General features: G+C 68.6%; 20 protein-coding genes. 9 read left to right on the top strand and 11 right to left on the bottom strand.

Features of this window, described 5'->3' with window-relative positions:
* Positions 1-41: 41 nt before the first annotated feature.
* Complete coding sequence (locus tag GY812_11785; protein ID MCP4436156.1) at positions 42-953, bottom strand: LCP family protein; 912 nt, start codon at positions 951-953, stop codon at positions 42-44.
* Positions 954-1,229: 276 nt separating this feature from the next.
* On the opposite strand from GY812_11785, the gene GY812_11780 reads away from it, so the two are divergent.
* Complete coding sequence (locus GY812_11780) at positions 1,230-2,666, top strand: hypothetical protein (GenBank protein ID MCP4436155.1); 1,437 nt, start codon at positions 1,230-1,232, stop codon at positions 2,664-2,666.
* 9 nt (positions 2,667-2,675) lie between these two features.
* Here the strand turns inward: GY812_11780 and GY812_11775 are convergent, their stop codons facing one another.
* The 5 genes from GY812_11775 to GY812_11755 are packed head-to-tail and all read right to left on the bottom strand — an operon-like array spanning position 2,676 to position 6,398.
* Positions 2,676-3,230: a 2OG-Fe(II) oxygenase gene (locus tag GY812_11775; GenBank protein ID MCP4436154.1), complete on the bottom strand. Its 555-nt coding sequence runs from the start codon at positions 3,228-3,230 to the stop codon at positions 2,676-2,678.
* Positions 3,231-3,262: 32 nt separating this feature from the next.
* Positions 3,263-4,045, bottom strand: a complete 783-nt coding sequence (locus GY812_11770; GenBank protein ID MCP4436153.1) for a sulfurylase large subunit — start codon at positions 4,043-4,045, stop codon at positions 3,263-3,265.
* A 1-nt stretch (position 4,046) separates the two neighbouring features.
* Complete coding sequence (locus tag GY812_11765; GenBank protein MCP4436152.1) at positions 4,047-4,361, bottom strand: XdhC family protein; 315 nt, start codon at positions 4,359-4,361, stop codon at positions 4,047-4,049.
* Positions 4,358-5,473 carry a VWA domain-containing protein gene (locus GY812_11760; GenBank protein MCP4436151.1) on the bottom strand — a complete coding sequence of 372 codons (1,116 nt, stop codon included), beginning with the start codon at positions 5,471-5,473 and terminating at the stop codon, positions 4,358-4,360. The genes GY812_11765 and GY812_11760 overlap by 4 nt, the downstream gene beginning before the upstream one ends.
* Positions 5,460-6,398: a MoxR family ATPase gene (locus GY812_11755; protein MCP4436150.1), complete on the bottom strand. Its 939-nt coding sequence runs from the start codon at positions 6,396-6,398 to the stop codon at positions 5,460-5,462. Before GY812_11755 ends, GY812_11760 begins: the two co-directional genes overlap by 14 nt.
* Before the next feature lie 14 nt (positions 6,399-6,412).
* On the opposite strand from GY812_11755, the gene GY812_11750 reads away from it, so the two are divergent.
* Positions 6,413-6,880 carry an Rrf2 family transcriptional regulator gene (locus GY812_11750; protein MCP4436149.1) on the top strand — a complete coding sequence of 156 codons (468 nt, stop codon included), beginning with the start codon at positions 6,413-6,415 and terminating at the stop codon, positions 6,878-6,880.
* A 13-nt stretch (positions 6,881-6,893) separates the two neighbouring features.
* Here GY812_11750 and GY812_11745 read toward each other — a convergent pair whose 3' ends face one another.
* The 3 genes from GY812_11745 to GY812_11735 are packed head-to-tail and all read right to left on the bottom strand — an operon-like array spanning position 6,894 to position 8,852.
* The gene (locus tag GY812_11745) at positions 6,894-8,174 is read right to left on the bottom strand and encodes an acetyl-CoA hydrolase/transferase family protein (protein ID MCP4436148.1); all 1,281 of its coding nucleotides are present in this window, start codon (positions 8,172-8,174) and stop codon (positions 6,894-6,896) included.
* A 20-nt stretch (positions 8,175-8,194) separates the two neighbouring features.
* A complete protein-coding gene (locus tag GY812_11740) occupies positions 8,195-8,464 on the bottom strand; it encodes a metal-sensitive transcriptional regulator (protein ID MCP4436147.1) in 270 nt (89 codons plus the stop codon).
* Between the two features lie 13 nt (positions 8,465-8,477).
* Positions 8,478-8,852 (bottom strand): hypothetical protein, encoded by a 375-nt coding sequence (locus GY812_11735; GenBank protein ID MCP4436146.1) that lies wholly within the window; start codon positions 8,850-8,852, stop codon positions 8,478-8,480.
* 28 nt (positions 8,853-8,880) lie between these two features.
* On the opposite strand from GY812_11735, the gene GY812_11730 reads away from it, so the two are divergent.
* Positions 8,881-10,320 (top strand): FAD-binding protein, encoded by a 1,440-nt coding sequence (locus tag GY812_11730; protein ID MCP4436145.1) that lies wholly within the window; start codon positions 8,881-8,883, stop codon positions 10,318-10,320.
* Positions 10,321-10,333: 13 nt separating this feature from the next.
* Positions 10,334-11,890, top strand: coding sequence for an acetolactate synthase large subunit (locus GY812_11725; GenBank protein ID MCP4436144.1), 1,557 nt, complete (start codon positions 10,334-10,336; stop codon positions 11,888-11,890).
* 8 nt (positions 11,891-11,898) lie between these two features.
* Here GY812_11725 and GY812_11720 read toward each other — a convergent pair whose 3' ends face one another.
* Positions 11,899-13,404, bottom strand: coding sequence for an NAD(P)/FAD-dependent oxidoreductase (locus tag GY812_11720; GenBank protein ID MCP4436143.1), 1,506 nt, complete (start codon positions 13,402-13,404; stop codon positions 11,899-11,901).
* A gap of 157 nt (positions 13,405-13,561) precedes the next feature.
* On the opposite strand from GY812_11720, the gene trxA reads away from it, so the two are divergent.
* Positions 13,562-13,924, top strand: a complete 363-nt coding sequence (gene trxA, locus GY812_11715; protein ID MCP4436142.1) for a thioredoxin — start codon at positions 13,562-13,564, stop codon at positions 13,922-13,924.
* Here trxA and ppk2 read toward each other — a convergent pair.
* Complete coding sequence (ppk2, locus tag GY812_11710) at positions 13,921-14,802, bottom strand: polyphosphate kinase 2 (protein MCP4436141.1); 882 nt, start codon at positions 14,800-14,802, stop codon at positions 13,921-13,923. The genes trxA and ppk2 overlap by 4 nt on opposite strands.
* A gap of 67 nt (positions 14,803-14,869) precedes the next feature.
* On the opposite strand from ppk2, the gene GY812_11705 reads away from it, so the two are divergent.
* Genes GY812_11705 through GY812_11690 form a run of 4 tightly spaced genes read left to right on the top strand, consistent with a single transcriptional unit; the run spans position 14,870 to position 18,943 of the window.
* Positions 14,870-15,481, top strand: a complete 612-nt coding sequence (locus GY812_11705) for a TetR/AcrR family transcriptional regulator (protein ID MCP4436140.1) — start codon at positions 14,870-14,872, stop codon at positions 15,479-15,481.
* Positions 15,478-16,689: a cytochrome P450 gene (locus GY812_11700; protein ID MCP4436139.1), complete on the top strand. Its 1,212-nt coding sequence runs from the start codon at positions 15,478-15,480 to the stop codon at positions 16,687-16,689. Before GY812_11705 ends, GY812_11700 begins: the two co-directional genes overlap by 4 nt.
* A gap of 11 nt (positions 16,690-16,700) precedes the next feature.
* On the top strand, positions 16,701-17,483 hold the full coding sequence (locus GY812_11695; protein ID MCP4436138.1) for an SDR family oxidoreductase: 783 nt from the start codon (positions 16,701-16,703) through the stop codon (positions 17,481-17,483).
* On the top strand, positions 17,480-18,943 hold the full coding sequence (locus GY812_11690) for an aldehyde dehydrogenase family protein (GenBank protein ID MCP4436137.1): 1,464 nt from the start codon (positions 17,480-17,482) through the stop codon (positions 18,941-18,943). The genes GY812_11695 and GY812_11690 overlap by 4 nt, the downstream gene beginning before the upstream one ends.
* Positions 18,944-18,958 lie beyond the last annotated feature (15 nt).

Below are 18,958 nucleotides of genomic sequence, written 5' to 3'. Positions count from 1 at the left end.
CTTTCGGTTGGTGAAGCGCAGGCTAGCCCTGACGGCGCCTGCTACCTGAAGCGGCCCAGGACCGGCTGGGCCTCGGCCTCGTTCATCAACAACACGGAGGCTCCCCCGATGCGTGCACCACGGGTGGGCAGCACGATGGTCTCGGGTTCGACCCCGCCCAGTCGCCGTGCGAGCGACAGGGCATCGACGAAGCCGAGCGACGAATCGACTGTAAGGCCCCCCGAGAGCGCAGCCGCTGCGCGGCCCAGTGACAACGGGTTGCGCTCGTTGCCCACCTCGCCGAGGGCGGTCACGAGGAACTGGCGTTGACGATCCTGGCGGCCAAGGTCAGCCGTTGGGTCCTTGACCTCCTCGCCGTTGATGACCTCGGTGTACTGGCGTGAGCGCACGTAGGCCAGAGCGGCGGTCCCATCGAGCGTGACGGGACCGCTTGCGATGACGTTGAGCCCTGACTCGGTGTCAAAAGCCGGGTTGGGGAAGTCGATCGTCACTCCCCCGACCGCGTCGATGAGGCCGGCGAACGACGCGAAGTCGACTTCCGCGTAGTGGTTGACGGGCACCTGCAGGTTGGTCTGCACTGCGCGCACGAGATTGGCCGGACCGTCGTTGTAGGTGCCGTTGATGCGCCCCTCGTTGCCGGTCGCGGGGTTGGTCACCCACAGGTCGCGGGGAATCGACATCATCAGCGTGCCCGCCGGGCCCACCTGCAACAGGATGATCGTGTCGGCGCGCCGCCCGGTCACCGTCGGTTCCGCCGCGTCGGGAGCCTCGGGGTCAAGGTTCTCGCGCGAATCCGAGCCAACGAGCAGGTAGTTGACCGTGTCGCCCGCAGGCGGGTCGAGAACACCGTCGAGGTCCACGCGGTCGATTCCGCTGTAGGACTTCCACAGCCAGCCGAGCCAGATGATGAACAGCACGCCAAGCAGTGCAACCGCCAGCAGTACCCATCGCACCCACCGCCGCTTCCGCCCCGGCGTCGGCACGGGGTACGGGCTACCAGGCCGTGGCTGGTCCGGAGCAGGCTGTGGCTGGGCTGGAGCAGGCTGTGGCTGTGCCCGTGCGGGCTGTGGCTGTGGCTGTGCCGCTGGGCGCTGCGGCGTTGCCGGATCCGGCGTGGCTGGTGGCACCGCCGCGCCGCCCGCGGGGTCGGGGACGTGCCATTGGCGGTCTGGGCCACTTGGGGGATCTGCGGGCACGAAACCCAGTGTTGCAGCACCTAACCTCCAGGCGTGGCAATGGAGACGGACGGGACCCCACAACCCGCGCAGTCGGCATCGTTCGCGAACGCCTACGCCGTGACCTACCGCCTCCTCGGTGACCGCGGCATCGCCACCGAGCTGTCCACCTCGATCGCCGAGCGGTATGGCCCGAGTGAGTCCGAACCCGCAGACCGCTGGCTGCCGGACGTGGTCCACGATGCCGTAGCAGCATCGCTGGCGCTCGAGGGCGAGCTGGCACGTGAGCTCGCGGCGGCCGATTCCGCCTCGATGCGAGAGGCGCTGAGGCGCCGACTCGGCGGAGCCGACGACGCAACCCGCGTAGCGGTAGGACTGCACGAGCTCGCCGGGTATCCAGTGGATGTGACCGCGGGACTCATGTCATTCGACGCCGACGAGGTGGCATCGATGTGTGGGCCGTACGCTGCGCCGCCCGGCAGCAGTTGGGCGGAGCTGGGCGACCCGGTCAACCGGGCTGCAGGTGGAATCAAGCGCGCTCAGCGGACCCCCAGGCGCGTTCCCGTGTTTGCCATCGTTGCAGTGCTGGCCGTCGTGGCCCTGGCGATATGGGCCGGTACGTCGATCGGCGAACGCCCATCGGTCGGCGAGGGCGGCGGAGCTGCCCAGGGCGCGAGCGCGTCCTCCGAGGGTGGCGGTTCCGGGGCTGCAGGCGCGGGGGCGACCGGTGCTGCGTTCGAGCCGACCCTGGATCCGCTCCCCAGCGCAGGCTGTGGAGTCCCACCGCCTCAGGGCGTGCAGCCGGGCACACCTGTGGCGCTCGAGTTCGACGTGCAGGGTCGGCCCCTCCCCTACCGGCTGCTCTTCCCTGCGGCGGCGGAGCCAGCCCCCCTGGTGATCGCCGTTGCCGACGATGCCACCGACCCGGCGGCCTTCGCGGCCCAGACCCGGCTCGAGGAAGCCCTTCCCGGATCCATCCACGTCACGATCCCTCCCCTCATCCCCGAGGGTCGTCCAGTTGGCTCCGAGGCCGTCCCGGCACTGCTGGACAAGCTGGTCTCGGAGCACTGCGTGGACCTCGCGCGAACCTTCGTCGTCGGCCACGGCGTGGGTGGCGCCGTGGCCGCCGAGGCTGCATGCTCCGCCCCCGAGCTCATCGTGGGGGCGGCTGCCGTCGCGAGTGCCCCCACACCCGACAGCTGCGTGCTCGACCCCGCCGTGGCGATCATGGTCTCCAGCCGCGACGACGACCCCACGGTCGACCCGGGCGAAGCACTGTCCGGGATCGCAGCTGCGTGGGCGGCAGTGCTCGACGCCGACGACGAAGTAGTCGATGCTCCCGACGAGCGCACCCTCGTGCGCACCTATGAGGGCCCGGGTGGCGTCACCGTGATGACCATTTCACGCACCGAGGGTGGCCACGGTTGGAACTCGCTCGACACCGGCGACGTCGTGGACTTCGTGGCCGGCACCGCCCGGATGCTCAGCTGACCGGCTCCTTCAGCGCAGTCGCGGGCCGGACACCCAGGCGACCAGGGAACGACGAACGCCCGACTCCACCGGGGTGACTCTGTGGTACTCGAACCCGCAGAACGCCACGACCGCGCCCCGCGCCCTGGAGCTGGCCCTGAACTCCGCCAGCTCCCGGTCGTCGTAGTCGACGGCCACCTCGAGGAACTCCAGGTCGGCCCCGCTGTAGTCGGCGGGATCGCTCAGCTGCAGCACGAGCGAGAGCTTGCGGTCCTCCACGCCCTCGTCGAGCCCGTCGTGGTGCCACGTGTAGTGGGCACCCGGTCTGTCATAGAGCGTGTACTGCAGGTCCTCGAGTATCCCGTCGACCTCGAGGAGCCAACGCTCGTTGGCGCGATCACCCACCGCTTCCAACCGTTCGAACGCCCAGTCCAGCGACGTGGTCCGAGCGATCCAGCCCACGGAGCTGTCGCGCAGCTCCTCTGCGGAGGCCAGACCCTCGATCCCACCCTGTTCCGCGCCGTCGCGGCTGACGCAGGCTTCACCTGCCTCCACTAACAGGTCGCACTCGGTCGGGCTGAACACCGACGGGTAGACCACGAAGCTGGCCCACTCGCTCAGTGGATCGGTCCTTGCGCCATGTCCAGAGGCCCGGCATCGCGACCGGTTCGCGCCGAGATGATCTCCGCACAGATCGAGATGGCCGTCTCCTCAGGTGTGCGCGCTCCGAGGTCCAGGCCGATCGGGGCGTGGATGCGCTCGAGGTCGGCGCGCGTCGCCCCCGCAGATTCCAGCCGCGCCACCCGGTCGGCATGGGTGCGCCGCGAGCCCATCGCACCGATGTAGCCGGCATCGGTGGCCACTGCGGCCATCAGGGCCGGAACATCGAACCTGGCGTCGTGTGTGAGCACACAGACGGCGTCGCGTGCGCCAAGACCAGCGCCCACCTCCTCCAGCAGTCGATGCGGCCAGTCGACGACCACCTGGTCCGCCTGGGGGAACCTTTGCGCGGTTGCGAACACCTCCCTGGCATCGCACACGGTCACCGTGTACCCGAGAAGCTTGGCGACCCGCACCAGGGCGCCGGTGAAGTCCATCGCGCCGAACACGAGCATCCGTGGCGGCGCCCCGAAGGACTCCACGAAGACCGTGACGACCTCTTCGCCGGTCTGACCGTGTTCTCCATAGTGCCGCACCCCGGTTCGCCCTGCGGCGAGCTCGCCGACTGCGTCGCGAACCACCACGCGGTGCAGGTCCTCGTCGGGAATCCGTCCGAGGGTCGTGCCGTCGGGCTCGACCAGGAGCACGGCACCGAGCTGTGGGCCCGACACGACCGACGCGAGGGCGACCGGACGTTCGGCGCGCAGCGATGCGGCCAGGGCCTCGTAGATGCCGCTCACGTCACCAGTCCAGGGGCTCTATGAACAGCTGCACGGTGCCCCCGCAAGTGAGGCCGACCGCGAAGGCCTCGTCGTCGGAGTAGCCGAAGCTGACCAGTCGGGCGCCCGCCCCGCCGAGCACCTCCAGCGCCGCTGAAACCACTGCGGCCTCCACGCAGCCTCCCGACACGGAGCCGGCGACTTCGCCGCGCTCGCTGACCGCCATCGCTGCGCCCGGCTCGCGCGGACCTGACCCCTGGGTGTCCACCACGCGGGCGATCGCCACTCGCTGGCCGGCGACCCTGAAGCGGTCGATGTCGTCGAGGATCTCCTTCATCGGCTGCCAAACCTAGCGCCGGGGGCCGGATCCGAGAGCAGGTCGGCGAGCGCGGACAGGCTTGCCAGACTGTGACCGTCGACGAAGTCGTCCACGAACGGCAGGGCTTCCGCCATGCCGGCGGCCAGGGGTTGGTAGCCAGGTGACGCACGCAACGGATTCACCCAGACGACACGGTGCGCCACCCGCTGCAGCCGCTGCATCTCCTCCGATACCCGCCCGGGCTCGCCCCGGTCCCATCCGTCGCTCAGGACCACCACGACGGCTCCACGCGCTGCACCCCTCATCCCCCAGCGGTCGTTGAATGCGCTCAGGACCTCTCCCAGCCGGGTTCCTCCCGACATGTCCGCCACGGCCTCCGAGCCAAGGTGCAGGGCCTCGTCGGGTTCGCGGCTCGCGAGCTCACGGGTGAGCCTCGTGAGCCGCGTGGCAAAGGCGAACACCTCCACCCGCGCCGATGACTGGACCGCGGCGTGTGCGAATCGGAGGAGGGCCCTTGCGTATGGCTCCATCGACCCGGACACATCGACGACCAGTACCACCTTCCGCGGCGTGCCGGCGCGGTCCCGTCGTGCAGGATCGAGCATCTCGCCGCCCGTGCGCAGCGCTCGCCGCATCGACCCACGCATGTCGGACTCGCCCCGGTGCGCCGGCCGCCGCCGGCGTGACCGCCTGGCCGGGGTGCACAGCCGGATTCGCGAAATGGCGTCGTACAACTCGCCCAGCTCTTCGTCGGAACACTCCGCGAAATCCCGCCCGGAGAGCTGCTCCACCCTGCTCCAGGAGAGCGCCACCGCCTCCGGCGCCTCATCGGCGGAGAGCCCGGGATCCTGTGGGCCTGCCGGAGCCGGCTCGCTCCGAGTGGATTGCCCTGGCTCGCCCTCGCGGCCGGCAGGGACCGCGCCGAGGAAGAACTCGGCGAACGCGGCGTCGTAGGGCGCCTGTTCCTCCGGTGAACGCACCAGCGTTGCCCGGCCCGCCCAGTAGACGTCGGTGGGATCGGTGCCGAGGATGCCCAGCGCCTCGGTCCATGCGAGCGAGGCCGTCACCGGCACGCGCAGCCCCCGCTCGCGCAACAGCGCGACGAAGCCGAGGTGATCAGGTTCCCGCACCCGCCAGGGCCTCCGCGACGATGCCGTCGAGGCCAGCCTCCTGCACCCGTTGCTGGTCTTCGCGGTACTTGAGCACGGCGCCCAGGGTGGACCCGACCGCGTCGGCGGTCACCGCAGCTGTGTCGAGCGCGTCCAGCGCCACAGCCCAATCGATGCTCTCCGCCACGCCGGGTGGCTTGTAGAGGCCGAGTTGCCTGAACCGCTGCGTCAGCGACGCGACCTGCCGCGCGAGTTCGGCCGGGACCCGGGGTGCACGCATCGAGATGATGCGCACCTCCCGCTCGAGGTCGGGATGCTCGACCCAGTGGTAGAGGCACCGGCGCTTGAGCGCGTCATGGACGTCGCGGGTGCGGTTGGAGGTGAGCACCACCACCGGCGGCCGACGGGCGGTGAAGGTGCCGACCTCGGGCACAGTGACGGAGTAGTCGGCCAGCGCCTCCAGCAGGAAGGCCTCGAACTCGTCGTCCGAACGGTCGATCTCGTCGATCAACAACACGGGCGGCACATCGAGGTCGTTGTCGAGCGCAGCCAGCAATGGCCTGCGGACCAGGTACCGCTCTGTGAACAGGTCGTCCTCGAGCTCGCGGGCATCCAGCGATCCACCCGCGGCCTCGGCGGCCCGCAGGTGCAGGATCTGGCGGCTGTAATCCCACTCGTAGACGGCCTGTGCTGCGTCGATGCCCTCGTGGCACTGGAGTCGCAGGAGCTCGGCCCCCATTGCCTTCGCGATGGTGCGGGCCACCTCGGTCTTGCCCACACCGGGTTCGCCTTCCAGGAACAGGGGCCGCTGCATCCGCAGGGCGAGCAGTACCGCGGTGGCCAGGCCTTCGTCGGGCAGGTAGCCGCCCGTCTCGAGCGCCAGGGCCACTTGCGCGGGTGTGCGTGCCTCTCGCAGGTCGGTGTCGGCCACCTTGGGACGGTACATGGCATCATCGGGCCGTGCGCATCTCCGCCAAGGTCGACTACGCAGTTCGGGCGGCCGCGGAGCTCGCACGACGCTCCCCGGACCGCGAGTCGACTCCGACCAAGGGTGAAGAGCTCGGCGATGCCCAGCAGATTCCCACCAAGTACCTCGAGAGCATCCTGTCGGAGCTGCGCCGTGCCGGGATCGTCGGCAGCCGGCGCGGGTCCGAAGGTGGCTACTGGCTTGCCCGCCGCGCGGATGATGTCAGCGTCGCCGACATCATCCGCGCGGTCGAGGGCCCGCTTGCCGACGTGCGGGGGCAGGCACCCGAGGTGCTCGACTACGAGGGAGCCGCCGAACCCCTGGAGAAGGTCTGGCTAGCGACGCGCGTGGCCTTGCGCAGGGTGTTGGAGGCAGCGACCTTGGCGCACATCGAGGCCGACGAGCTCCCTGGCGGGTTGCTTGAGCTGTTGGCAGACCCGGACGCCCTGGCCCGCCGCTGAGGCGGCTGCTCAGCTACCGCAGGTAGCCGAGATGAACCGCCTCGCGGCGCAGCTGGTCGCGGAAGTCGGGATGTGCGATCTCGATCAGCGCCTCGGCGCGCCCGGACAGCGAGCGCCCGCGCAACTCGGCCACTCCCCATTCGGTCACGACCTTGTCGACGGTGTTCTTGAGCGTGGTGACCACCGAGCCCCGCGCCAGCCGGGGCACGATGCGCGTTGTCGCCCCATCGGAGGTGGTCGAGCGCAACACGATGAAGCCCTGGCCACGCTCCGCGAGCATGGCTCCCTTCGCGAAGTCTGCCTGGCCACCCGATCCCGACCAGTAGCGGCCACCGATCGTCTCCGATGCCGCCTGCCCGAGGAAGTCGACCTCGGTGGTGGCGTTGATCGAGGCGAAGTCCGGCTCCTCGGCGATGACCCGCGGGTCGTTCACGTGGTCGACCGGGAGGAACTCGACCCCGACATTGTCGTGCAACCAGTCATAGAGCCGCGCCGACCCGAGTGCGAAGGTCGTGACCATCTGGTTGGGCCGGCGTTTCTTGTAGAGACCCGTCACGACCCCGGCCTCGACCAGGTCCATGATCCCGTCCGAAATCAGTTCGGTGTGCACACCGATGTCATGGTGGTCGCCCAGGGCTTCCATCACCGCGTTCGGGATGGAGCCGAGACCGGCCTGGATGGTCGCCCTGTCGGGTATCCGCTCGGCGATGAGGTCGGCGATCGCCCGGTCGGTGCGGTTGGGTTCGATCGCCGGCACTTGTATCAGCGGACGATCGACCTCGGCCCACCCGAGCAGCTGGGAGACGTGCACCATGTTGTGCCCGAACGTGCGTGGCATCTGTCTGTTGGCCTCCAGGAAGATCGGCCAACGACCCACGAAGCGCGCGGCGTAGTCGGCGTTGGTCCCGAGCGAGAAGAACCCGTGCCGGTCGGGCAGCGATGACGCCGCGAGGATGAGGGGCTTGCGAAGCGTGCGGTCGAGCAGTGCCGGCATCTCGGAGAAGTGTGCGGGTACCAGGTCGAGTCCGCCTTCGTGCAGGTGGGGCCTCGTGATGTGAGACAGGAAGTACGACACGTGGCGGAGGTGGTCGCCATGGCGGCCATCCATGTAGTCGCGGTCCACGAGCGCGTGCATCTGGTGGACCCGGACGCCCTCGAGTGACCCGGCGTGGGCCTCGAGCTCGTCGATCAGTGCCACCGGCTCGCCGTTGGCGAGCGGCACGACCACGTCGATTCCGGCCGCCACATGGTCGAGAACCGCTTCGGGTGGTGATGGTCCCGTGGGTGCCGGCACGCGACCAGCCTAAGGGCGGGTCAGGCGAGCTTGGTGAAGAGGCGCTCGATTTCGGACACCGAGTATCCGTCGGCCTCGGCCTTGTCGGGGTCCTCGGCGCACTGGAGCATTCCCGTTGCGAGCAGCCTGAAGCCGACCTGGTCGATGGCCCTCGATGCAGCCGAGATCTGGGTGACCAAGTCGCGGCATTCGGCGTCCTCGCCGAGCATTCGCTGCACGGCGCGCACCTGACCTTCTGCGCGGCGTAGCCGCCGGATCAGGTCGTCCCTTGTTTCCTCCGGGATATCCATACCCCGTAGGGTATCAGCCGGCGGTGTCGACCGTCGCCAGGCTGGCGGTGAGCGCCTCCGCGAACCGGCCCACATCGCCGTCACACGCGGCGAGCTCGGCGTCGTCGAGCAGCACCATTGGGCCAGCATCGGTCTCGGCCACGACCACCGCTCCCATCCCTGCGGTGAACTCGGCGAGGCCCGCGGGCTGCTGGTTTCGGTGCAGCACGTCCACCTCGACTCCAAGTGAGCAGGTGAGGTCGCTGAAGGCTCCCTTGCGGCGGATTCCGGAGTGGGTGATGTCACACAGGGCGCAGTGCCGGCCCCGCATCATTCCCAACAGGTACGAGACCTCGCCGCGTATCCCCGCATCCGCGTCGTAGACCATCACGAGCTTGTTGACCTTCACAGACCCATTCAACCCGATCGCGGCCCCGATGCTTCCCACGGTTTGGCAGACTGTGGCGCTTCCGGTACCCGAGTGGGGAACATTGAGCACGACACACGACATCCTGACCGCCTCGCTGACCGACCTCGCAGCCGACGGCCGCCTCCTGTCGGGGGACTCCGCCGGCGAGGACTACACCGCCGATGAATGCCTCACCGTCGAGGCGGTGGTACCGGCCAGCGTGGTCAGGCCGACCAGCACCGCAGAGGTGAGCGAGATCCTCCGGGTCGCCGACGCCGAGGGCATCGCCGTCGTGGGCCGCGGCGCTGGCACCGGCCTGTCGGGCGCCGCCGTCCCCAAGGCCGACTCGGTGGTGGTGTCATTCGAATCCATGAACTCCATCCTGGAGATCGACACCGAGAATCACGTGGCGGTCGTACAGCCCGGAATCCGGCTCAATGAACTCGACGAGGCCCTTGCCGAGCATGGCCTCGTCTACCCCGTCTATCCCGGTGAGTACTCCGCCAGCCTCGGCGGCAACGTCAACACCAACGCGGGCGGCATGCGGGCCATCAAGTACGGCGTGACGCGCCACCACGTCCTGGGCCTGGAGGTCGTGCTGGCGGGCGGCGAGGTCATCCGCACCGGTGGCAAGTTCGTGAAGGCGACTTCGGGCTATGACCTCACCCAACTGGTTGTCGGAAGCGAGGGCACCCTCGGGCTGGTCACCGAGGTCACGCTCAAGCTGCATCCCCGACTCCCCCACCAGGCGACCATCATGGCCCCCTTCGCGACCCTCGACGAGGTGACCGCCGCCGTTCCGCGCATCGTCGACTCGGGCGTGGCTCCGCTGATTCTCGAGTACATCGACATGATGACGATGGCCGCCGCCGAGTCCTACGTCGGCCTCGAGCTGGGGATTCCCTCCGGCATCAAGGAGACCGCACTCGCCTACCTGGTGGTGATGCTCGAGAACTCCCACGAGGACCGCCTGGAAGCCGACGTGGAGGCGCTCGGGACCCAGCTCGGCGAGCTGGGTGCGATGGACATCTACGTGCTGCCGCCTGCCGCAGCCGGGTCGGTGATCGACGCCAGGGAAAAGGCGTTCTGGATGTCCAAGGCCAACAACGCCGACGACATAGTGGACATCGTCGTTCCCCGGGCCCAGGTTCCGCAGTTCATGAACCGCGTGGCGGCCGTGGCCAGCGAGTACGAGGCCTGGATAGCCGGCTGCGGGCACGCAGGCGACGGCAACGTGCACCTCGGCGTGTTCTGTGGTGGCGACACCGTCAAGCGCGACCGGATCATGCACGAGCTGTTCGACGCCGGCACCGCGATGGGTGGCGCCATCTCTGCCGAACACGGCATAGGCGAGGCCAAGCGCGAGCACTTCCTCGCCCTCGAGAACCCCGTCAAGGTCGAGCTCATGCGGCGCATCAAGGCCGCCTTCGACCCCAACGGGATCATGAATCCCGGCACGATCTTCTGAACTGGAGAAACACATGAACGGCGCACAGGCGATGATCCGCACCCTCCTCGACGCGGGAGTGGACACCTGCTTCATGAACCCCGGCACCTCCGAGATGCACTTCGTTGCCGCCCTCGACGACGAGCCGCGGATGAAGGGCGTGCTCGCGCTCTACGAGGGAGTCGCCACCGGCGCCGCCGATGGCTACGCCCGAATGGCGGGTGGTCCGGCCGGAGTGCTGTTGCACCTGGGTCCGGGACTGGGAAACGGCCTCGCCAACCTGCACAACGCCCGCCGAGCACATACACCCCTGCTCAACATCGTGGGCGACCACGCCACCTACCACGCCCGCTACGACGCACCGCTGCAGTCGGACATCGCCTCGATCGCCTCGAGCCTCGAGGGGTGGGTCCGCGCGTCCACCAGCGTCGACGAACTCGCGTCTGACACCGCGGCGGCCGTTGCTGCGACCCATGGCCCACCAGCACAGGTCGCCACCCTCGTGGTGCCCGCCGACCTGTGCTGGCTGGACTCCGCCGGTCCGGTGGCGCCGGACCGCGTGCCATCACGCCATCCGGTCGATTCCGATCGCGTTTCAGCCGCCGCTGCGGCCCTCAGCTCCGGCGAGCCGGCTGCGCTGCTGCTCGGCGGGCCGGCATGCATGGCGGAGCCGCTCGACCTGGCCGGTCAGGCCTGTGCGGCCAACGGCACCAAGCTGCTGGCCGAGACCTTCCCGCCCCGCATGGAGCGCGGGGCGGGGCGGGTGGCGGCCGAGCGCCTCGGCTACCTCGCAGAGTTCGCCCAGATGCAGCTGGACGGCCTCAAGCACCTCGTACTGGTGGAGGCGGCACATCCGGTGTCGTTCTTCGCCTACCCCGACAAGGCATCGGACCTGGTACCCGAGGGCTGCGAGATTCACGTGCTGACGGCACCGGGCGACGACTCGACCGAGGCCTTGCGGTCACTCGCGGATGCCCTCGGCGCCGATGCCCCTGCGCCGGTTCAGCAGCCCGGGCGCCCTGACCGTCCCACCGGAGAGCTGGCGGCCGAAACCCTGGCCAATGCGATCGGAGCGGTGCTTCCCGAGGGGGCGATCGTGGCCGACGAAGGCAACACGACCGGGCTGTTCGTGGCCGGCGCCACGGCGGGCTGCCCACCACACGACTGGCTGTGCCTCACGGGCGGGGCCATCGGCTACGGGATGCCGGTGGCGACGGGCGCGGCCATAGCCGCACCGGACCGCAAGGTGCTGAACCTCGAAGCCGACGGAAGCGCCATGTACACGCTGCAGTCACTGTGGACCCAGGTGCGCGAGGGGCTGGACGTGACCACCGTGGTGCTCAACAACAGCTCCTACGCGGTGCTCAACATGGAGCTTGACCGGGTGGGTGCCTCGGCCAGCGGTGAACGTGCGCGGGCGATGCTCGACCTGACCGGTCCCGACCTCGACTTCGTGTCCCTGGCGCGGGGAATGGGCGTGGAGCAGGCCACGAGGGCAACCAGCGCCGAGGAGTTCACCGACCAGCTAGAAGCCGCACTCGCCGAGCCCGGTCCGTCACTGGTGGAGGCGATCGTCGCGCCCCTGCTGTAACGCAAGGCTCAGCAGCGAACGAAGCGCCAGTCGGCCCAGTCGGGTCGGCGCATGCGCTTGCGGTACTCGGTGGTGTGGCCCACCCAGTTGTTGGTGACGCGACCGTCCTCGGTCTTGTACCAACTGGTGCAGTCGGCCGACCAGACGGTGTCCTCCGATCGCCGCACGATCTCCTCGTCCCAGCGCGTGAGGGCACCTTCGGTGATGTCGATCGCAGCGGCTCCCCGCTGGTCGAGCTGGCGCATTGCCGCGAGCACGTAGTTCACCTGCTGTTCGATCATGAACAGGATCGAGTTGTGACCCAGGTTGGTGTTGGGGCCGTACAGCATGAAGAAGTTGGGGAATCCGGCCACCGACAGACCGAGATAGGCGACCGCCCCGTCACTCCACGACTCATTGAGGTCGCGGCCACCGGCGCCGGTGATCTTCAGCGGGGTCAGGAAGTGTGTCGTCTCGAACCCGGTCCCGAAGATGAGGGTGTCCAGCTCGTGGTGTTCCCCGTCGTCGGTATCGACACCGTCGGGCGTGATCGCATCCACACCCGCTGTCACCACGTCCACGTCGCTGCGGGCGAGCGTGGGAAACCAGTCGTCCGCGATCAGCACCCGTTTGCAGCCCGGCGGGTAGTCGGGCACGAGCGCCTCCTCCGGGAGCCGCTCGGAGGCAAGCTTCGCCACCTCCTGCCCGTAGCGCTTCTGCAGCATCGACCCCATCCACGAGCCTCGCCGCATGAGCGAGAAGCGGGTCTCGAGCTTCGCCCAGATCCAGCCGCGGTAGGCGGCGCGCAAGCCCGGCACGTTGCGGAACGCCCACCGCTCCCACGGGCGGAACTCGCGGTCGGGCTTGGGGGCCACGTAGTTGGGGGAACGTTGGAACAGGGTGGTGTGAGCGGCCTCGCGGGCCACCGGAGGGACGAACTGGATGGCGGAGGCGCCGATGCCGATCACGCCGACCCGTTCCCCTTCGAGGGAGTGGTCGTGGTCCCAGCGCGCCGAGTGGAAGACCGTACCGGCGAACGAGCCCAGCCCCGCGATGTCGGGCATGTGGGGCATGTTCAGCTGGCCCAGCCCGCTGACGACGATGTCGGCGACGAAGGTGCTTCCGGCAGTGGTGCGAATGGTCCAACGGCAATCGTCGCCGGACCAGGTCGCCTCGGCGATCTCGGTGTGCAGACGCAGGTGCGCGCCGAGCCCGAAGCGGTCGACGAGCCCTTCGAAGTAGTCGAGGATCTCCGGCTGCTTCGCCCACTTGCGGGACCACTCGGGGTTGGGCGCGAAGGAGAAGCTGTAGAAGTGCGAGGGGACGTCACAGGCTGCATCGGGGTAGCTGTTGTCGCGCCATGTGCCGCCGACACCATCTGACTTCTCGATGATGACGAAGTCGTGGATGCCTTCGGCCTTCAGGCGCATGCCCATGCAGAGGCCGCCTGCGCCGGCCCCGATGACGGCGACCCGCACGCTCTCGGTGCCGGGCGCGATGCCGGGCTCGACCGTGCGATTCCCCTCATCGGCCATGTTGGCTCCTGTCCACCTGGCTCCACCTCTGTCCGGCTGGCCCCGTCCCGCCGTACCCTAACGAACCACACAGGTCACCGGAGTCGGATCCGGGAATACCCCACAGGGTATCTGGGTTAGCATGTGTGAGACCTGAACCCCCCGATTGGAGCACCCAATGGCAACCGTCGACCTCACCGCCGGCACGTTCGAACCCACCATCAGCAAGGACGGAATCGTGCTGGTGGACCTGTGGGCGGAGTGGTGCGGACCCTGCAAGATGTTCGGCCCCATCTTCGAGGAGGCCTCCGAGAAGCACGAGGACATCACCTTCGGCAAGGTCGACACCGAGGCGGAGCAGGCACTGGCAGGCTCCCTCGGTGTGATGTCCATCCCCACGCTGATGATGTTCCGTGACGGCATCCTGCTCTTCAACCAGGCCGGGGCGATTCCCCAGGACGCACTCGAGGACCTGATCAAGCAGGCCGAAGGGCTCGACATGGACGACGTGCGCCGTCAGGTCGAGGAACAGACCAGCTAGTGCTTGAAGCGGCCGCGCCTGATGCGGTCGGCTTCCATCATCTCGATCTCGTGCGCGCCCGACACCACGATCGAGGGATCGGGCACGAAATCGAGGGCTTGGTTGCGCCCCTCGTAGTCGACCGAGTCGAGGATCACCTTCATCGCGTTGAGGCGGGCGTTGTGCTTGTCCTGTGAGCGGATGATGGTCCACGGCGCGTTGGACGTGTGGGTGCGCTTGAGCATCTCGTACTTGGCGGTGGTGAACTCGTCCCACAGGTCCTGGGCCTGGGCGTCGACCTCGGACAGCTTCCACTGCCGCAGCGGATCGTTGCGGCGCCTCTCGAAGCGCCGCGCCTGCTCCTTGCGGGTCACCGAGAAGTAGAGCTTGAGCAGCAGGGTCCCCTGGCGCACCAGGTCCTTTTCGAACCCCACGACACCTTTCATGAAGTTACGGTGCTCCTCGGAGGTGCAGAAGCCGAGGACCGGCTCGACCATCGAGCGGTTGTACCACGAGCGGTCGAACAGCACGATCTCCCCGCCCGTCGGGAACTGCGCCACGTACCGCTGGAAGTACCACTGGGAGCGCTGCTCCTCGGTGGGCTTGCCGAGGGCGACCACGCGGTAGTGCTTCTCGTTCATGTAGCGCGCGACGCGGCGTATGGTGCCGCCCTTGCCCGCCGCGTCGCGTCCCTCGAAAAGGATGATCATCCGGCGATCCTCTTCTTCGAGGTGGCGCTGGAGCTTCAGCAGCTCAACCTGGTACGGCCGCAGCTCCTTTTCCTGGCGGCGGCGCACCACTGCCTTGCGGTTGTCATTGCGGGCCCCGGCCAGCGCCGCTTCGAGCTCTGCCGTCCGCTCACGCAGCGCCTGCAGTTCTGAGTCTTCTGTCGCTTCCATCGATTCTGACGGTAGCGCTGCTTCGAAGCGCAGCGGTCCGCGCCAACTCGTACTACTGTCTGGACAGATGTCCAGTTCCGTCACGCCGGGGGCCGAGGCCAACACCCGCCGCACCCTCACCGACCGCCAGGCCGAGACCCTGGCCCGGCTGGTCGCGGCCAGCGCAGACGAGCTCCGCGCGCATTCCTGGAGCGGGCTGACGGTACGCAACGTCGCACGTCGAGCAGGCGTCGCTCCGGCAACCGCGTACACCTATTTCGCCTCCAGGGAACACCTCGTCACCGAGGTCTACCGGCGGCGTGTCTTCGCGCTCGGCGACCCGGCCGTCGACACGTCACTGCCACCGGCACAACGCGTCACCGAGGTGCTGCGGCCCCTCAGCCTCCTGGTTGCCGACGAGCCCCAACTCGCCGCAGCCGTGACCGTGGCCATGCTCTCCGACGATGCAGAGGTCGCCGCGCTCCGCGACGAGATCGGCATGCGCACCGCACAGCTCATCCGTGCCGCCGTGGGAAACGACGCCTCGCCCTCACAGCTACTGACGCTCGACGCCGCATTCTCCGGGCTGCTGCTCACGGCTGGGATGGGACACCTCGACTACGCCGAACTGCCCGAACGCACCGCCGAGGTGGCTGCCGTCGTGTTCGGCGACACCAACGACCGGGAGGATTCACGATGACCCTGCTCGACAGCACCGCGGCCGGTCCGCTGCGCTACAACCCCTACGACTACGCGATCCACGAGGACCCCTACCCCACCTACGCCCGCCTGCGGACCGAGGCACCCTGCTACCACAACGAGGAGAAGGCGTTCTGGGCGCTGTCGCGCCACGACGACGTCGCCGCGGCGTTCAGGGACTCCGATACCTACTCCAGCTCGCACGGCGTCAGCCTCGATCCCGCCGCAACCGGGCCCGACGCCCACCGCACCATGTCGTTCCTCGCGATGGACCCGCCTCGACACACCCGCATGCGAGCCCTCGTGTCGAAGGGGTTCACGCCCAGGCGCGTCTCGCTGATGGAGGACAACATCCGCGACATCAGCCGTCGACACCTGGACGTCGCCCTGGACTCCGACACGTTCGACATGGTCGCGGACTTCGCCGGCAAGCTTCCGATGGACATCGTGTCCGAGATGATGGGCGTGCCCGCAGCCGACCGCGATGAGCTGCGCAGGCTCGCGGACCTGCTGGTGCACCGCGACGAGGGCGTCGAGGACGTACCCCAGGCGGGCGCGGAGGCAGCGATCTCGCTGGTCTCCTACTACAGCGACATGATCTCCGAGCGCCGGTCCCGACGCACCGACGACCTCACCTCTGCCCTGCTGGACGCCGAGATCGACGGCGACCGGCTGACCGAGCAAGAGGTCATGGGCTTCCTGTTCCTCATGGTCGTCGCAGGCAACGAGACCACCACGAAGCTGCTGGCCAACGCGTGGTACTGGGCTGCGATGAACCCCGCGCAGAAGGCCAGGGTGCTGGCCGAACCGGAGATGATCCCCCAGTGGGTGGAGGAGACCCTTCGCTACGACACTTCCTCGCAGATGCTGGCCCGCACAACCACCCGCGAGGTCGAGCTGCATGGTGTGACGATCCCGGAGGGCGGCCGGGTCCTGCTGCTGGCCGGCTCCGCCAACCGTGACGAGTCGGTGTTCGACAACGCCGACCGATACGACATCGGACGCGACACGTCTGACCTGCTGAGCTTCGGCACCGGCCGCCACTTCTGTCTCGGGGCTTCGCTGGCCAGGCTGGAGGCCAGGGTGTGCCTCGAGGAACTGCTGGCCCGCGTCGACGGGTGGGAGGTGGACCACCAGGCCGCGCAACGCGTCCACTCCGTCAACGTGCGCGGCTTCGCCACCCTGCCCACATCCGTGAGCAGGCGCTGATGGCCACCGGACTGGCCGACATGGGCCACCCTGACCGGCGTACCGCGCTCGTCACCGGCGCTTCATCGGGAATCGGCGAAGCCAGTGCACGGCGCCTGGCTGCAGCGGGTCACCCCGTCGCCCTCGCAGCACGGCGGCTCGGGCGGCTCGAGGAGCTGGCCCACGAGATCAACACCGCAGGGGGCGAGGCGCTGGCCGTACCCCTCGACCTCGCGGACGAGCAGAGCCCGCGGCGATGCGTGGAGCAGGCGGCGGCTGCCCTCGGTGAGGTCGAAGTGCTGGTGTCGGTGGCCGGTGACGTGCTGCCCACCAAGGCCCACGAGACGTCTCCTGGCGAATTCTCCCGCCAGCTACGCATCAACCTCGCAGGTGTGCAGGACCTGGTGCACGCGGCGGCGCCACACATGATCGACCGCGCAAGGGGCGACATCGTGTTCGTGACTTCGGATGTGGTGCGGGTCCCGCGGCCCACCATGTCGAGCTACGTGGCATCGAAGTGGGGCCTCGAGGGCCTGGCGCGGGCCATGCAGCTCGAACTCGAGGGCAGCGGCGTGCGGGCATCCATCGTGCGACCCGGACCGACCCTGACCGAGATGGGGTCGGACTTCCCCGAGGAGGATCTGCCCGGCCTCATGAGCGAATGGACCCGCCACGGCCTGATGCGCCACGGCGGCTACCTGCAGCCGGACGGGGTCGCTCGTGCGGTTGAATTCGTGGTGGGTGCGCCCCGGGGCACGCATTTCACGATCGTGGAAGTGGAACCCGAGGCCCCGACAAAGGACGAAACACGATGAGCTACGAGATATGCGCGGAGATGCTGGTCGACGGCACCCTCGTCGGCGCCTCTGGCGGGGTGACGTTCGAAGTCGTGAACCCGGCCAACGAAGAGGTCATCGGGGCTGTCGCGGACGGCGGACCCGCGGAGGTCGAAGCCGCCACGGTCGCCGCCCGCCGGGCCTTCGACGAGACGTCATGGTCCACCGATGTGGAGTTCAGGCGTGAATGCCTGCAGCAGCTCCACGACGCGCTGGTGGCCAACGGTGAGGAGTTGCGGGACCTCACACGCGCCGAAGTGGGCGCTCCCCGCCTGCTCACCCATGGCCCGCAGTTCGACGGGCCCGTGGGCGACATCGACTTCCTCACGTCGGTGTTGTCGGACTACGAGTGGTGCCGCGACCTCGGCACCGCCGAACCGATGGGCATACCGTCACACCGGTGGGTGCTCAAGGAGCCGGCTGGCGTGGTCGCTGCCATCACACCCTGGAACTTCCCGTGGCAGATAAACCTCGCCAAGGTCGCTCCGGCTCTGGCAGCAGGCTGCACCGTGGTGCTGAAGCCGGCACCGGACACGCCCATGTGTGCCACCGCTCTCGGCCGAATCGTGGCCGAACACACCGACATACCGCCCGGGGTGCTCAACGTTGTCACGTCCTCCACACCCGACATCGCAGCGATCATGAGCCGAGACCGGCGCGTCGACCTGATCAGCTTCACGGGCTCGACCGACACCGGCCGCAAGGTCGCCGCCGACGCGGCCGTGAACCTCACCAAGGTGTTCCTCGAGCTCGGGGGGAAGTCGGCCTTCGTGGCCCTCGACGACGCCGACCCACAGGCGATTGCAGCGATGGCGGGCATCGCGGGGTGCACACACGCCGGACAGGGTTGCGCCCTCACCACAAGGGTCGTGGTGCCCCGGGCGCGCTACGACGAGTACGCGGACGCGATCGCATCCATCATGGCGTCAGTGGGTTGCGGTGACCCCGATGACGACTCGACCTTCTGCGGGCCCGTCATCTCCGCGGTACAGCGCGACCGCATCGAGGGCTACCTGAAGGTGGCCCAGAACGAAGGGGGAACGTTCGTAACCGGCGGCGGGCGGCCGGCGGACCGCGACCGCGGCTACTGGATAGAGCCAACGCTGGTTGCCGGACTCGACAACAACGCCCGGGTCGCACGCGAAGAGATCTTCGGCCCCGTGCTGACCCTGATCGCGCACGATGGCGACGACGACGCGCTCGCCATCGCCAACGACTCTCCCTATGGCCTCTCCGGTGCGGTCCACTCCGCCGACCTCGATCGCGCCTGGGACTTCGCGAAGAAGGTCCGCACGGGCACGATGAGCGTGAACGGTGGCGTCTGGTACGGCGGCGACGTGCCGTTCGGCGGATACAAGCAGTCAGGCATCGGGCGCGAGATGGGCCTCGAGGGCTTCGAGGAGTACCTGCAGACCAAGAGCATCGCCGAGCCCGCGTGAGCCCTGCGGAATCGA

The organism is Actinomycetes bacterium, from assembly GCA_024222295.1.
GTDB lineage: Bacteria > Actinomycetota > Acidimicrobiia > Acidimicrobiales > Microtrichaceae > JAAEPF01.
This window is presented reverse-complemented; position numbering and strand designations above follow the sequence as displayed.